Source organism: Pseudomonas corrugata (assembly GCF_001269905.1).
Classification (GTDB): domain Bacteria; phylum Pseudomonadota; class Gammaproteobacteria; order Pseudomonadales; family Pseudomonadaceae; genus Aquipseudomonas; species Aquipseudomonas corrugata.
The window spans coordinates 326,035-340,746 of record NZ_LHVK01000007.1; the positions used below are offsets into that span (position 1 = coordinate 326,035).

Annotated in this window: 12 protein-coding genes; all 12 read right to left on the minus strand. The window is 57.8% G+C overall.

The genetic code is table 11. The annotated features are described in order from the left end of the window. Positions 1 to 8: 8 nt before the first annotated feature. The gene (locus tag AD665_RS11080; protein WP_024780272.1) at positions 9 to 149 is read right to left on the minus strand and encodes a hypothetical protein; all 141 of its coding nucleotides are present in this window, start codon (positions 147 to 149) and stop codon (positions 9 to 11) included. Further along, positions 142 to 1,719 (minus strand): sigma-54 interaction domain-containing protein, encoded by a 1,578-nt coding sequence (locus AD665_RS11085; protein ID WP_024780271.1) that lies wholly within the window; start codon positions 1,717 to 1,719, stop codon positions 142 to 144. Before AD665_RS11085 ends, AD665_RS11080 begins: the two co-directional genes overlap by 8 nt. A gap of 10 nt (positions 1,720 to 1,729) precedes the next feature. Beyond that, positions 1,730 to 4,315 carry a type VI secretion system ATPase TssH gene (gene tssH / locus AD665_RS11090; RefSeq protein ID WP_053192097.1) on the minus strand — a complete coding sequence of 862 codons (2,586 nt, stop codon included), beginning with the start codon at positions 4,313 to 4,315 and terminating at the stop codon, positions 1,730 to 1,732. Next, positions 4,312 to 5,334 carry a type VI secretion system baseplate subunit TssG gene (gene tssG / locus AD665_RS11095; protein ID WP_024780269.1) on the minus strand — a complete coding sequence of 341 codons (1,023 nt, stop codon included), beginning with the start codon at positions 5,332 to 5,334 and terminating at the stop codon, positions 4,312 to 4,314. The genes tssH and tssG overlap by 4 nt, the downstream gene beginning before the upstream one ends. After that, a complete protein-coding gene (gene tssF, locus AD665_RS11100) occupies positions 5,298 to 7,082 on the minus strand; it encodes a type VI secretion system baseplate subunit TssF (protein ID WP_024780268.1) in 1,785 nt (594 codons plus the stop codon). Before tssF ends, tssG begins: the two co-directional genes overlap by 37 nt. A gap of 6 nt (positions 7,083 to 7,088) precedes the next feature. Beyond that, positions 7,089 to 7,499 carry a type VI secretion system baseplate subunit TssE gene (gene tssE / locus AD665_RS11105; RefSeq protein ID WP_024780267.1) on the minus strand — a complete coding sequence of 137 codons (411 nt, stop codon included), beginning with the start codon at positions 7,497 to 7,499 and terminating at the stop codon, positions 7,089 to 7,091. A 9-nt stretch (positions 7,500 to 7,508) separates the two neighbouring features. After that, the gene (tssC, locus tag AD665_RS11110) at positions 7,509 to 8,984 is read right to left on the minus strand and encodes a type VI secretion system contractile sheath large subunit (protein WP_024780266.1); all 1,476 of its coding nucleotides are present in this window, start codon (positions 8,982 to 8,984) and stop codon (positions 7,509 to 7,511) included. Positions 8,985 to 9,009: 25 nt separating this feature from the next. Then, complete coding sequence (gene tssB, locus AD665_RS11115) at positions 9,010 to 9,513, minus strand: type VI secretion system contractile sheath small subunit (RefSeq protein WP_024780265.1); 504 nt, start codon at positions 9,511 to 9,513, stop codon at positions 9,010 to 9,012. Between the two features lie 31 nt (positions 9,514 to 9,544). Then, positions 9,545 to 11,101, minus strand: a complete 1,557-nt coding sequence (gene tssA, locus AD665_RS11120; protein ID WP_024780264.1) for a type VI secretion system protein TssA — start codon at positions 11,099 to 11,101, stop codon at positions 9,545 to 9,547. Positions 11,102 to 12,007: 906 nt separating this feature from the next. Next, positions 12,008 to 12,469, minus strand: coding sequence for a hypothetical protein (locus AD665_RS26840; RefSeq protein WP_055136696.1), 462 nt, complete (start codon positions 12,467 to 12,469; stop codon positions 12,008 to 12,010). Next, a complete protein-coding gene (locus tag AD665_RS11125) occupies positions 12,466 to 13,782 on the minus strand; it encodes an AAA family ATPase (protein WP_024780263.1) in 1,317 nt (438 codons plus the stop codon). The genes AD665_RS26840 and AD665_RS11125 overlap by 4 nt, the downstream gene beginning before the upstream one ends. A 25-nt stretch (positions 13,783 to 13,807) precedes the next feature. Beyond that, positions 13,808 to 14,470 (minus strand): site-specific integrase, encoded by a 663-nt coding sequence (locus AD665_RS11130; RefSeq protein ID WP_024780262.1) that lies wholly within the window; start codon positions 14,468 to 14,470, stop codon positions 13,808 to 13,810. Between the last annotated feature and the right edge of the window lie 242 nt (positions 14,471 to 14,712).

Below are 14,712 nucleotides of genomic sequence, written 5' to 3' on the forward strand. Positions count from 1 at the left end.
CCTTGCGGTCACTTGCCGCGATTGACGGCTTGGGGATCCCCCAAGGGGCGATAACTGCTGTCACTGAATTTGTAATTGCCGTTGCAGCCGCCGAGGCCGAATGACACGACGATGGCCAGCAGGACGACTTGCCAGGAAAAATCAGGCATTGGAAGGTCTCCAGGATTGAAAAGGTCGGGTACCAGGAACAGGCGCTGGGGGGCAGTCATCGAAGTCCCTCGGCTGAATCCTCAGGCGGCCGAGGCGATAGAGCAGGGTGCGGCGTGGCAAGCCGAGTTCGCGGGCGGCCAGCGTCTGGTTGCCAGCGTTCTTGCGCAAGCAATCGATCAGCAGGCCTCGTTCGATCTGCGCCAGCCGCTCACGCAGGCTCATGGGAGCCCGGGCGGGCGGCGTGTCGGTGTGCAGCGCAAAATGCTCGACCTGCAGCTCATCGCCTTCGCACAGCAATACGGCCCTTTCCACGATGGCTTTGAGTTCGCGCACGTTTCCAGGGAAACCGTAGGCAGCCAGATGGTCGAGGGCTGCGTTGGACCAATACACAGGGTCGCGCCGCAAGAAAGTGCAGGCCTTGTCGGCGAAGTGCCGCGCCAGTTCGATGATGTCGCCTTCACGCTGACGCAACGCCGGTAACTGGATCGGGAACTGGGCGAGTCGGTAGTACAAGTCTTCGCGAAACTGACCTTCCTCTACCCGTTGTCTCAGGTCGCGGTGAGTCGCGGCGATGATGCGAACGTCGATCCTGTGGGTTTTGTTAGATCCCAATGGACGGATCTCGCCTTCCTGCAACACCCGCAGCAGCTTGGCCTGGAGGGACAATGGCATGTCGCCGATTTCATCGAGCAGCAGCGTGCCTCCTTCTGCCGCATCGAACAACCCGAGACGATCCCGGTCAGCCCCAGTGAACGCGCCTCTGCGATAGCCGAACAGCTCGCTTTCCAGCAGGTTTTCGGGGACCGCTGCGCAGTTCTGCACAATGAACGCCTTGGTTCGACGCGGACCACAATCGTGAATGGCCTTGGCCACCACTTCCTTACCGGTGCCCGTCTCGCCACGTAGCAGAACGGTGTAGGGGCTGTGCAGGACTTTGCTGATCAACAGGCAGGTCTGGCGCATCGCCGGGCTCTTGCCGATCAGGCCGTAGCCATTGATACCAGGCATGGTCGTGGTGACGGAGTCGGGGGCGCTGGCGGGACGCTGCACGCGCTGCAACAGGTGCTTCTGGCCAAGCGCGAAAGCCCCAAGTTGACTCAGGGACCTGGAAAACCCATGCAGCTTGAGGTGCTTGCCGGTGGCGCATAACAACAGGCCCTCAACGGTTTTGTGTGGATTGAGAAGTGGCACGCAGAGCAGCGACTGCCAGGGTGTCGACCGGCTCGGCAGGAAGCCGGTTTCATAAAGACTTGAGTTCAACGCGTCGAGGCTGATTACACGGTTCTGGCAGAGGGCGAATTGCAGCAGTTGCTCGCCGCTGTAGTCGGAGGGAAGCAACGTCCGGTCACGGAACCACAACTGGCCTTCCAGGCATTCGGTGTGCATTTGCAGATGGGCATGGGTGGCATCGAGCAAATACAACTGCGTCAGCTCGCAACCGCTGAGGCGGGCTGCGGCGTGGATAAAGTCTGCGAGCAACATGGCGACATCCGTTGCGCCCGACAGGCTGGAGAATTGAGTCAGCAGAGCCTCGGCATAGGCCAGCGGTCGCGGTACCTGCTCAAACATCGCGCCCATTTCAGGTGAACTCACAGACGATGTCGCTGTTGCCATCCAGGGTGACGTGCACCTGTCGCAACGATTCGCCGCTGGCCATGGCTGCGAGCAGGCGATCGGTTACCTGAGGCATCAGATACAGGTCGAGCAGGCGGTCAATTGCACGCGCGCCACTGTCGTCGCGAATGCAATGTTCAACCAGGTGTTCCAAAAGGTGTTTGCAGTAGCTGAAACCCAGCCGACGAGCCTGCAGACGCTTGCCCAGGCGGTTCAGTTTGATTTCCACCAGCTCGTGCAGCACCGGGCCGCTGATCGGGTAGTAGGGCACCACACACATGCGCGCCAGGAGTGCCGGTTGGAAATGCCGGCTGAGTATCGGACGAATGCTTTCCTCGAGGCGTTCGGCACTCGGTCGTGCGCCGCCTCCGCACTGCTCGCTGATGCGCTTACTGCCCAGGTTCGACGTCATCAGAATCAGCGTGTTGCGAAAATCGATTTCCCGTCCTTCGCCATCATTGGCAAGACCTTTGTCGAAGATCTGGTAGAACAGGTTCAGTACGTCCGGATCAGCTTTTTCGACCTCATCGAGCAGGATCACTGAATAGGGTTTATGCCGCACGGCTTCGGTGAGCATGCCGCCCTCGCCAAAGCCTACATAGCCCGGCGGTGCGCCGATCAGTCGGGAAATGGTGTGTTTGTCCTGGAACTCAGCCATGTTGATTACGGTGATGAAACGCTCGCCGCCATACAACAGGTCAGCCAGCGCCAGCGCCGTTTCGGTCTTGCCGACCCCGCTCGGCCCCACCAGCAGGAACACGCCCACCGGGGCGCCGGGTCTGTTCAGACCTGCGGCGGCCGCGCGCATCGCGCGGTCAAGGGCCTGTACGGCTTGTTCCTGGCCGCGAATACGGGCACGCAAATCTGCGGCGAAACCGGCAACGCTCGTGCTGTGTTCCCGCGCCAGTTGGGCCAGCGGTACGCCGGTCCAGGCATTGATGACTTCGGCCACCAATCTTGGGCAGACTTCGAAACTGACCAGGCGCTCCCGAGCTTGCGAGGCCATTAGTGCATCATGGGTTTCGCGCAGCACCGACTTCAGGATCTCGATGTCCTCCCCTTGATCCGCCAGTGTTTCCTGCGCTGCAGTCAGTTGCTGACGTAGCGACAGCAAGCGTTCAGCGAGGATGCGCTGCTCGCTCCAGTCTGCTTCCAGTGTCTGGCGCTCTTTTTCGATGGTGTCCAGACGCGTTTCCAGCGCTTCCAGCGCTTGGAGATCAATCGGCAAATCGGCCTGGGCGTCGCGACGCATTGCCTGGCGCTGGCGCTCACCTTCAGCCAACTCGCTGCGCAGCCGCTCGAGGCTTTGCGGCGCAGCGGCCAGGCTGATACGAACGCGAGCGCAGGCGGTGTCGAGCACATCAACGGCCTTGTCCGGCAGTTGACGGCCGGTCAGGTAACGGGCCGATAATTGCGCGGCCGCGACTACCGCGTCATCGCGCAGATAGATGCCATGGCTACTCTCGTAGACCGGGGCGAGGCCGCGCAGGATGGTGACCGCCTCATCGACGGTCGGCTCGTGCAACTGAACCGGCTGGAATCGGCGAGAAAGGGCTGGATCTTTTTCAAAGTATTTTTTGTACTCGCTCCACGTGGTGGCGGCGATGGTACGCAGCTCACCCCTGGCCAAGGCCGGCTTGAGCAGATTGGCTGCGTCGGAACCACCGGCGTTGCCGCCCGCGCCGATCAATGTGTGGGCTTCGTCAATGAACAGGATGATGGACTTGGGCGAAGCCTTGACCTCATCGATAACGCCCTTGAGACGGCGCTCGAATTCACCTTTGATACTGGCTCCAGCCTGCAGCAGTCCCATATCCAGCGAACGCAGTTCGACGTCTTCAAGTACCGCCGGTACTTCCTTCGCAACGATACGCAAGGCCAGTCCTTCCACGATGGCTGTCTTGCCTACTCCTGCTTCACCCACCGCAATCGGATTGTTCTTGCGACGGCGTGTCAGGATGTCGATCAGTTGCCTGATTTCAGCATCCCGACAAAGCACCGGGTCTAACCGACCTTCGCGGGCCTGTTGGGTCAGGTCTTGGGTAAAGCGCTCCAGTAGGGTTTCGTCCTTGGTGGTGGATGAACTGGCGATCGGTCTGGCCAGTTGCGCCAAGACATAATCTTTCAACCGGCCGATGTTGAGTTCGGCAAGCACCGCTTGATAGGGCGTGTCGGTATGGTGAGCCGGGTGGCGCAGCAACGCCAGGATCAGTGCGGCTTGTCCGACCCGGCTCTCACCCAACTCCAGACTGGCCACTCGCAAGGCGTCTTGCAGCCATCGCACCAGCTCCGGGGCAAATGACGGATTGCACGAGACGCTGTGCCCGGGGCGTGGTTGCAGGGTAGCGATCAATTCGTCCGGATTGATGCGGGCATCCTGCAGGGCGCGGGTGAGCAGGCTGTCCGGGCGCTCCAGAAGGCCCAGCAGCAGGTCTTCCACCAGGACCTTGTCAGCGCCACGGGCCACGCATTGCCCGGCCGAGCACTCCAGGTCGTTCCTGGTGTCGGCATCCAGTGCCTGGATGAGTTGCTGCAGGTCTACGTTGATCATGTCATCCATTCCCATTGAATTTTACTGCCCAGGATCACCGCGCCATCGGCGCGTTCGTGGCCCAGCCAACTGGTCCACCCCAGGTGGCAGGTGTTGTGTTCGCCAATGCGGAGTGCGCGTATTTCCTGCTGGTGCAGGACCAGGCGGATGTCATATTCGAGTGGATCGCGCAGGATGAATCGCACCAGCGCGCACAGCGGCTGGTAACCGACACCGATCGGCAGGAACTCGTGGAAACGTTGCCAATCCAGGTTGCGGATATGGATGCGGAACTTGCCGCTGCGGTCTCGCACCTGTTCGCCCAGTACCAGGTCCTCATGCAACAGACTGTTGGTGAGCCCCAGGCGATTGCGTTGTTCATCGATGATGTGCACGCGGCGCTCGATGCACTGCTCGAGATTCAGCTCGGCGTGTTTGAAGTAATAGCGCAACACCGCTTCGAACAGCGCCGCCGAGTGAGCGCGAAGGCTCAGGAGGCCCAGGTAGGGCAGCAGTCGTCTCCAGTTCAGTTGAGTGGCCTGGCGGATGGCATCGCCACCCAGGCCAACCAGGGCAAATAGCTGCTCGGAAAACGGGTCCCGGGCACCGCTCTGGAAGCTTGCGCTATAGCGGTATTTACGCCAGATCGGCAGCATCAACCGTTGAAGACGATGGTGAAACAGGTCGAGAAAGTGACGAGTCGGATTACCGTCCCCGTCATCTCCCAGGGCCTGTTCGCCATAGAACGCGGGCAACGGTGAGCCTGCACCCACAAGACCGAGCAGATTCAGGCGCAGGCGCGCTCGCAGTTGTCCATGCTCTTCGAAAAACTCCACGCGATCGATATCACTGGCCGCAAACCCGAGGCTTGGGTTGGCCTGGAATTCCAGTCGCTCGTACAAATGCTCGTCGCTCATAAGCGGATGGGCCTCGCGGAGCCGGCCGATGACCAGCAACACGGCCTGGAACAGCGAGTACTCGCGTATTCCCCGCGTCAGTGCGCTTATAGAAGTGGTTGCTGGCCCATGCGGGGTGTCCATTGGTACACCTCTCCCTGTGTGCTGTTCACCCGCAGTTCGTGATACGAATTGAGGCTGGCATAAAGCGCGAAGAACTCATTGAGAACCGACGCGAAAACGAACAGGTCCCCTTCACCGAGATAGCCCTGCGGGTCGATGGTCAATTCAGTGCGCAAGCCGCGAACCGGCAGGCCTCGGTGCAATCGGTCGACATGTCGATGCCTGATCGACTTGAGCCCGTCCAACAGGCATTTGCTGGTTCTTTCTGCCTGCTCGTCGTAATAGCGGGGAAAGTCGTAGGTTTCGAGAATCACCTTGAGCGCGTTCACGTCTGCCAGCGACAGGTAGTTGAGTGACATGTTGCTGATCAGCTTCCAGAGGAAATCCTGATTGAGCGGCGGTGCGAAGCTGGAGGTGACCGGGCTGATATTGCGAAAGCCAAGCGACTGAGGGCTTCTTTCACCGGGTTGGTCGATGTCACCCAGTTTGAGTTGACGCGGCAGGTTCTGGTTGGTGCACGTCAGTTCGATCGACAGGGTTTCATGGCGCTCAACGTCCCGGATACCAAAGCCCAGGCAGGTGTCCAAGCCGTCATACAGCAGCGAAGACCGTTGCTTAACGCTGTAATAAGGACTGCTCTGAACATCAAAGCTTGAGTCGTGCTCGAAGGACTCGAACGGTACATAGGTTCGATACCCCAAGCCGCCGGGGTTCCAGCCGGTCACGCTGTGCACTGAATACACGCCGCAGTGCTCTCGATCGTAACCGGCCGGCAACAGCAGGTACTCGTCCTGCTTTCCATCCAGCCTGATCGGCTCTGCGTCATGCTTGAACAGGTTGACGATAGGGGTGCAATAAAGCTTCACGTTGTCCAGTGTCGGACGCAGCCGCTGGATCGCGTTCTTGCCGATATCGAAGCGCAGATCCAGGCCGCGCATCTGTTCCAGGATGGATACCGGCAAGGTGTCGAGCACGTTCAAGCCTGTGACGTCGACAAACAGGAACTTGTCCTGAAAGGCGAAGTACTCCTGAAGGTAGCGATAGCCACGGAAGGTATTCAATGGATACGGTACCAGCGCTTCCTCTTCGGCGAACCCCACCGGTTGGACATGGTTGGCAGGGATGCTGAACGTCACTGGCGTGCCGTTGGCCGCGTTGACAGGCTTGCCGGCACCGTCCAGCGGGATCAGCTCGATCCCCTCAAGGTTGCGCAGGATGCTGAGATAGAGCATCTGGCTGATGTAGCGCTCACCAGTAAAGTGCAAGCGCAAGCGGCTCAACTGCACCTCACCCAGGTGGCCGTCGCCCTGCATCTCCAGGCGCAGGTTCAGCAGTGAGCCATCGCCCTTTACCGAATAACCCACGTCGGTCAGATCCAGTGGCAATACCTCAGTCGGATAGCATGTACGGAAACGGCATCGCACCCCCAGGACAGGCTTGCTCTCGACCGGCGTATCGCGTTCCACCCGCAACGGGGGGCCGGATCGCCCAAGCGGATCGAATTGCAGAATGCTGAAAGCCGGCAGCGGCCGCATGTAGTTTGGCCACAACAGTTGCATCAGCGAATGACTCAGCTCTGGCAGTTCGTCATCGAGCTTCTGGCGCAAGCGTCCGGTCAGGAACGCGAACCCTTCGAGTAAACGCTCCACATCCGGATCCCGTCCGGCCTGGCCCAGGAACGGTGCCAGGGCCGGGTTGCGCTCGGCAAAACGCCTGCCCAACTGACGAAGCGCGGTCAGTTCGCTCTGGTAGTAGTGGTTGAATGACATGGTTGGCTATCCTTGGCTGACCTTGACTTGACCGTTGCCGTCCAGGCAAACGGACAAGTTCATCCGTCGCTTCAGGCCCTGCGTATCAAGCAAGGCATCGATGCTGAAGAACAGGCAAAGCGGATTGGCGTCATTCGGTATCGAGGTGACACGGACGTTGTGGAGCCGTGGCTCATGAGTCTCGATGAGCGTCCTGATCGCGGTAATGGCTTGGCTCCGTGCGTCATGCAAGCTCCGGCGCATGTCGTTGAGGTCCGGTAAGCCATAATCGGGTGATGTCTGCGCACTACCTGCGCGCGTACCCAGCATCCTGGCCAGATGAGCCGCCACGGAGGCTATGACGCAGGCCTCGCGGCTCAAGCCCGCCCGGTCCTCGGTATCGCCGTTCAGGCGTTCGAAAAGACTGCCGTAAGTCATGGGCTGCGCTTACGCCTTGTCCAGTTTGCCGACCAGCGACAAGGTGAAATCGGCTCCCATGTACTTGAAGTGAGGACGAACATTGAGGCTGACCCGGTACCAGCCGGGCTCGCCTTCGACATCGCTGACGATGATCCTGGCCGCGCGCAGTGGACGACGGCCACGGACTTCGGCGCTGGGATTCTCCTGGTCGGCAACGTATTGGCGGATCCAGTTATTGAGCTCACGCTCCAGGTCCGTACGCTCCTTCCATGATCCCAACTGCTCGCGCTGCAAGACCTTCAAGTAATGAGCCAGGCGATTGACGATCATCATGTACGGCAGCTGGGTGCCCAGTTTGTAGTTGAGCTCGGCCTCTTTGTCTTCGGCGCTGATGCCGAAAAACTTCGGCTTCTGCACAGAGCTGGCGGAGAAGAACGCAGCATTGTCGCTGCCCTTGCGCATGGTCAGGGAAATGAACCCCTCTTCGGCCAGCTCGTATTCGCGACGATCGGAAACCAGCACCTCGGTCGGTATCTTGGTTTCGATTTCGCCCATGCTTTCGAAGTGATGCAACGGCAGGTCTTCAACCGCGCCTCCGCTTTGCGGGCCGACGATGTTCGGGCACCAGCGGAATTTGGCGAAGCTGTCGGTCAACCGTGTGCCGAATGCAAACGCCGTGTTGCCCCAGAGGTAATGCTCGTGGCTGTTGGCAACGGTTTCCTTGTACACGAACGACTTCACCGGGTTCTCTTCGGGATCGTACGGGGTGCGTAGCAGGAAGCGCGGTACTGTCAGGCCGACGTAGCGAGCGTCCTGCGACTGACGGAAGCTCTGCCACTTGGCGAATTGCGGGCCTTCGAAGTGGTCTTTCAGGTCCTTGAGATCCGGCAGGCCAGTGAAGCTTTCGAGGCCGAAGAACTTCGGGCCGGCCGCGGCGATGAACGGCGCATGGGCCATGCAGGCCACGCTGGCGACGTACTGCATCAATTTCACGTCCGGCGAGCTTGGGGACATGAAGTAATTGGCAATGATCGCTCCTACGGGCTGTCCGCCGAACTGACCGTATTCGGCGGTGTAGATATGTTTGTAAAGGCCCGATTGCATGACCTCCGGTGAGTCTTCGAAGTCATCCAGCAAATCACCCTTGGAGACATTGAGCATTTCGATCTTGATGTTTTCGCGGAAATTGGTGCGATCAACCAATAGCTGCAGACCGCGCCACGCGGACTCCAGTGCCTGGAACTCCGGATGATGGAGGATTTCGTCCATCTGGCGGCTGAGCTTGGCATCGATTTCGGCAATCATGCGGTCGACCATGGCCTTCTTGACGGACTCGCCGTTGTTCTGTGGTTTGAGCAACTCCTCGATGAAGGCCGACACGCCGCGTCTGGCAATGTCATAGGCTTCATCGTCCGGAGTCAGGCGGGTCTGGGCGATGATGCTTTCAAGAATGCTGTATTCGCCAGTGTCCTGGCGCGGTTGGAGGGCTGCTTGGGTACTCATGTCTCGGCTTCCTTGTCTGTCTGCGTCAAGCGTCCGTAGCCGGGGCGTTCAGGCCCAGCTCGTCCAGTACGCGTCCACGGGATTCATCGTCGGTCAGTACATCTTCGATGGCCTTGCGAAATGCCGGCGTATTGCCCAGTGGTCCTTTGAGCGCCACCAGGGCATCACGCAGTGCCATCAGTTTCTTGAGCTCTGGCAGTTGCTCCACCACGTTGGCGGGGGTGAAGTCCTTCATCGAATTCAAGCGCAGTTGCACGGCCAATTCGTCAGCATCGCTGTCCTCCTGAAGACGGTTCGGTACGCTCAGGGTCAGGCTCAGCTCTTGCTTGGCCAGGACTTCGTCGAAAGTCATCTTGTCGACGCTGATCGGCTTGCGATCTTCGATCTTGCGATCGTCCTTGCGGTGGGTGTAGTCACCGATCGCCAGTAGCTTGAGCGGCAGTTCGATTTCTTCCTGAGCGCCGCCAGTGGCAGCCTTGAAGGTGACGTTGATGCGTTCCTTGGGTGCGACCGAGCCTTCTTTGGCCATGATTTTCTCCTTACGATGGGGACCCGGAGGCCTATTCAATGACTCGTTCCAGGTCGAGGTGACACAACCTGCGGAATGTCTCTTCCTTGCGTTCACGTACGGGGTGGTTCTGCGGCAGCAACTCGCAGCAGTGGTGCAGCAGGTGCAATACCTGCAACGCCAGCTCGGGCTCCCACGCATTCAACTCCGGGCTTTGCAGTCGCTGATCGAGTGCTTCGAGCTGGATCTTGGCGAGTTCGTATTTTTTGGCCGAAAAGCACAGCCGAGCCATTGCGAACCGCCAGAGAAACCGCTCGCGAGCACCCTTGGCGGCCTGCATTCCCTGACGGAGCGATTGCACGGCAGGTTTGAGCCCCTCCCTGAGCAAGGCCGCCTGAGCCTCTTCCAGAGCCTGCTCCCAAGGCGCATGACTGTCGGCGATATCGACGGCGGGCGAGTCGGTGGGGTATTGCAGACGGGGCATGACCTGAGCGGCGATCCACGTCCGGGTGGCTGGATCGGCGAACGGCACGCCGTCATGCCAGCGCAACTCGACTATGCCCGGCAAACGCTGGATGAACAGTGCGAAATGGATCTCCAGCTCACGCATGGCCAGCTCTGCGCCCAGGCCTTGCAGGCATTCCCAGGCGAGCCTTTGGCCGTCGAGCCAGAACGGTGCTTTCGCCAGACTGGCCTCGATCTCTACCAGCAGATCCGCATAGTTGCCTCGTTGGAGGCTGTCTTGATAACCCCTGAGCTTGTCCGGGGGCAGCCCGCGCAACAGGGTGATCTGTTCGGCGTTGCGCTCGGGTATTGCGTCGATGGCCAGCCAAGGCAGGACGCGATTCAGCCGCAGGGCACGAACGTCGGTAGCTTTTTGCTTGAGCCACCAGGCGCACAGCGCGCGCGCACTTTCCTGTTGGGCACGCAGCGCCTTGTGGGCTTCTTTTTCGGTTTCGATATGAGCGCCGGGGTTGAGCAGTTGGGTGGCGGCTTGCTTGACCTGAGCCACCACCGTTTCGATGACGGCGGGTTGTGATGCGTGTTCAGTCACGCGCCGGATCATATTGTCGAGCCGACGGCTCATCGGCAGTATCAGCGGGGCTTCATTCCCGAGGTGAGCAGTGCACACAGCCTCAAGGCCTTTCAGCTGTTCCAGCAGATCTTGGAATAGCGGCAATTGCTCTTTGATCGCAACATCTTCACCTAACGCCTGCTCCAGGCGCGGCAACAACCAACTGATACTGGCTGCACGGGTTCTTGCCTTGGCCGGATGGATCTCGGGCCAATGGTGTTTACACAAGTAGTGCAGGAGGCAAAGACCGGCCAACAAACCCTGGAAAGACTCAAGCTGGTACAACGCCCATGTCAGCCAAGCCGCCACCCGCAAGTCCTTCGACTGGGTGTGCAACATGGCTTCACTTTGTTCAAGGATCTTCAGCCAATCGACCTGACCGCACACATGGATTGATTGAGCTTTCCCCAGTTCGCATTCCAACGCTTCGAATTCATTTGAAAAACGTACGTCCACACCCGCGAAGCTGTCCTTGGAAACAGGTGTTCTGGCGAGATCAAGGTAATGGGCGGACAGTTTGTTTGCGTAGGACAATCCATGGCCTTTTGGGGTGGTACGGTTATTGGAACTTTCGGCAGTCAGCAAATGGCTACGAACTTCAATGCGTATTTTCAGAATTACACGTAGGAGTTTTCGCATCGCATAACCGAATGCCTTGAGCCGCAGTCTATTCAAATGCGGGGGCTGTGCTCGGTGCCAAGAATGCCAAAAATAAAAAATGGGCGATGTAGGATTATTCTGTAAAAGAGTTCGTCAAAAGGAACTTTTAAATGTGAGATAACTTTCCGTTAACTATTGGATGGATTTTTGAGGGGTTACAATTTCTTACAGGCAGAGTGTTGCATTCACTTGCTTATAAAGGTGAGGGCATTCTTCAGCAGGTAATGGGTTGATTGGGCTGCTGTCCTCGAAGCTCAATTCTCCGAACACCACTTCCTTTGTGGGAGTGGGCTTGCTCGCGGAAGCGTTGGTCCAGCTTGCAATGATGCTGGATGTGCTGACGCCTGCGCGAGCAAGCCCGCTCCCACAAGGATCCCAGCAGCCGTTGAGTTCAGGTGCATTCCGATCCGGCCCGTTCCCACAAAACCCAGGCAATCCCGGGTCGCGGCTCAACTACTGACCGTCGTGCTTCCGCCAAGCCACACATCCTTGCGTCGTTGCCTACAACTACGCCAGAATCCGCCCGCCTGCGCGGCTTGTCCCAGGGCTCTATCGTTTTCCTGCCACTGCCCATCAGTGGTCGGGTTTAGTAGCCCGTGTTATCTAACGGCCTGTGTGGCTAATTCGTGCACTCAACTTCGGCGCCAGGATTTGCCAGACTGCGTTGCCATTCCTTGCCGTAGCGGGCTATGACTCGTCGCGGCGCCTTGCCTGACGACAACAGCCACTCGTCAAAAAAAGGAACGTATTGGCGAAGCAGGACATTCGTTATTGATGGAATTACAGTCGAGGTGGCTGATCAAAAGCACTGAGATGTATATCCGAGGACCAGATATAGACTCGTCTTGCCGGATTCAGAGAGCAAAGTCGTTGCCAGTCATGAATAATGGATAGGTCACCGAGCCCACTGCCACGCATTGCGTGCGCCGGAAATTCCAACAACCAAGCGCGCATCTCATCTTCCTGCAAGAAGCTGATCGCTTTGAACGGTGAACGACCTTCTAATGCTGCGCCAACCTGCCGAGTAAACTGTTCTGCACAACCGCGCCGAGCACCACCGTCGCCGTTCTGTCCTATGTGATTGCCCGTTTCGAGTATTGTTGCCATCGGTAAGAACAGAGATTCTCCATCACGTATGCGTTGTTCTAACTGTTGAAGTGTCTCATTGTGTTGTTGGGCCTTCATGGGCACGTTAAGGATTTCGACGAAGATTGACGTATCTACCAAGCAAACTGCAGTCACTCACCACCTCCTTGCGTGCTCTGGCGAAGCTCATTTAACCAATCCAGCGCCTCTGACTTACGATCTTCTGGGGTTGTGCTGTCCTTTAAAAAGCGATCAAGAACGCGCCGCGTCATTAACTGACCTAATGGCCCCTGAGCTGCCAGTTCGGGGTAGCGGTCAAGGTCACCCAGGCGCACCAGACGGCTGTCACCTTCTTCAGGATCGCGATAACAAGCAACGACATCAGCCAAAGCACTATCAGGCAATGCGTCCAACAGGGCAGGGTTGTGTGAAGTGAGCAGAACCCGCAGCCCTCTCTCGGAGGCAATGGCCTGGAGTTGCCTTACCAAGGTTTCCGCTCTGCTGGGGTGAACACCATTGTCGATTTCTTCGATAATCACCAAAGCCCCCACCGGAGCAGTCAACAGAGCGGCTCCGATAGCCAGAACACGAAGCGTACCGTCAGAAAGTAACGGTGCATCCACCGTCCTGCTTTTCTGGCCAAAGGATTCGACCAGTCGAACCATAACGTCGTTGCGGTCAGTCTTGATGAAATCGATGTCAGTGATGTCTTGTTCGGGTAAAGACTTGATGAACGCAAGCAGCTTGGTCTTCTGTGCCGACGTTTGAGAGATTTGATACAGCACAGCGGAAAGGTTGCTGCCGTCCTCTTTGATGAGGTCGTCTTTCACATATGCATAGTCACGCATCAGCGCAGGACGCGGATCAAGAAACACGACATTACGCAAGGTCTCGCGTATGGCCTTTGTCACTGCTGGGATCACGCGCTGTGAGTCTTGGTGACCCGATTCAAATCGACCGGGTGTTTCAAGCTGATAAAAAATTGCTTGCCGGTTCGAGCAAGGAATATGGGGTTTATTTCTCCCTCGCTTAAAATTGTTATAAGCCACACTGATCTCATCAGTGTGGGTGTTCGGCAAACCGTCCACTTGATACAAAGGAACTGCTTCGCCTGGCTTTGCAACACTTTCCGCCGTGACTACCAATTGATCGGCCACCAGGCCGATCGATATCTCAAATTTGCCCCAGCCCTGAGGCATACTCTCGAATCGACCTCCTAGGCTAAAGCTGACAAGAGGGTCGCGTAACAAATCATTTGCCTGTCCACGGACTACCGCATCTCCACTCTGAATGGAGCGCGTAATGTCATCAAGACGACTGCCCTTGGCCAGCCAGTTAAGCAGGCGGATAGCCTCAAGCACGTTGCTCTTGCCTGAGGCATTGGCGCCGATCAAAAAGGTCATGGCCGACAAAGGCAGGCTCGCCCTCTCGTAACTCTTGAAGTTTTTCAGCTCAATCGAAATCAACATACTTCTGATGCTCGTATAAGCGTCATTAAATAATTCTCCGTACAATGTCGCCCAAGCGCACAGGGTCTCCGGCGCAGAGCTTCTTGACTGCTTCAAGGCTTTCGACGCCCAGTATTTTGCTGATATGCCGTGGATCGATACCCTGGCGCTTAAGCTTGACGGCAAGGGTTCGCCGCCCCGACTGTGCGCTGGCTCCCTCAATACCTGCTTGAGCGAATAGCCTAGTGTACAAACGACTGAGCTGGTTCGCGCTGTAGTACGTCTTTCCGTCACGGCGCTGGCTGCTGATCTTCAAGCCTTCGCCGGTTCTCCCGGAGACAAACAGCGGCGACTCAGGATCGAGGCCACGGAAAGCCATCACTCTGGTTGAAACTCCGTGACCACGCACCAGCCGTTCTGCGAGGTGCGCATCTATCGCATTGGTCAGTTTCTTACTGGTCCAGCACAGCGGTCTTGAACGATGGTTATAAGCAATCTCTGCTCGTACCTGGGAGTCGATCAGTACAGCGCCGGACTCAGTCAGGTAATCGCTCACGCGTAGACGGCAAATCTCCGTCACGGTCATGCCAGTGCCAAAGCACGTCAGCAACAACGCCGCATCACGACCGCCGTTCTCGGGACTGCTTACTTTGGCGACCTCTACAGCATGTTCAAGTTGTTCATCTTCAATAACGATTGCCTTGGGCATGAATCACTCTGGGTGTCGAATACGCATCAATCCTGACATAGTAAGGTATCAAAAAGGCCGAGGATACCTCAGCCTATTGGTGCTGCTCGTGTTCACGGAAAATTACAGAACAGTTGAAGGGACATAAGTGGGGTGAGGAAAATGGGTTCAGGTCTGTAGCCGTTCGCCCGAAAGCGGCTGTAGCACCCTCGCGAATTAGATTTTTAGTTTCCCGAGGCTTGTGGTTGAGAGGGCAGCCTTGC

Coding starts and splice junctions, on each gene's coding strand:
- tssG (WP_024780269.1), bottom strand. CDS start 5,334: ATGGACACCCCGCATGGGCCAGCAACCACTTCTATAAGCGCACTGACG.
- AD665_RS11130 (WP_024780262.1), bottom strand. CDS start 14,470: ATGCCCAAGGCAATCGTTATTGAAGATGAACAACTTGAACATGCTGTA.
- AD665_RS11085 (WP_024780271.1), bottom strand. CDS start 1,719: ATGTTTGAGCAGGTACCGCGACCGCTGGCCTATGCCGAGGCTCTGCTG.
- AD665_RS11125 (WP_024780263.1), bottom strand. CDS start 13,782: ATGTTGATTTCGATTGAGCTGAAAAACTTCAAGAGTTACGAGAGGGCG.
- AD665_RS11080 (WP_024780272.1), bottom strand. CDS start 149: ATGCCTGATTTTTCCTGGCAAGTCGTCCTGCTGGCCATCGTCGTGTCA.
- tssE (WP_024780267.1), bottom strand. CDS start 7,499: ATGACTTACGGCAGTCTTTTCGAACGCCTGAACGGCGATACCGAGGAC.
- tssF (WP_024780268.1), bottom strand. CDS start 7,082: ATGTCATTCAACCACTACTACCAGAGCGAACTGACCGCGCTTCGTCAG.
- tssC (WP_024780266.1), bottom strand. CDS start 8,984: ATGAGTACCCAAGCAGCCCTCCAACCGCGCCAGGACACTGGCGAATAC.
- tssB (WP_024780265.1), bottom strand. CDS start 9,513: ATGGCCAAAGAAGGCTCGGTCGCACCCAAGGAACGCATCAACGTCACC.
- tssH (WP_053192097.1), bottom strand. CDS start 4,315: ATGATCAACGTAGACCTGCAGCAACTCATCCAGGCACTGGATGCCGAC.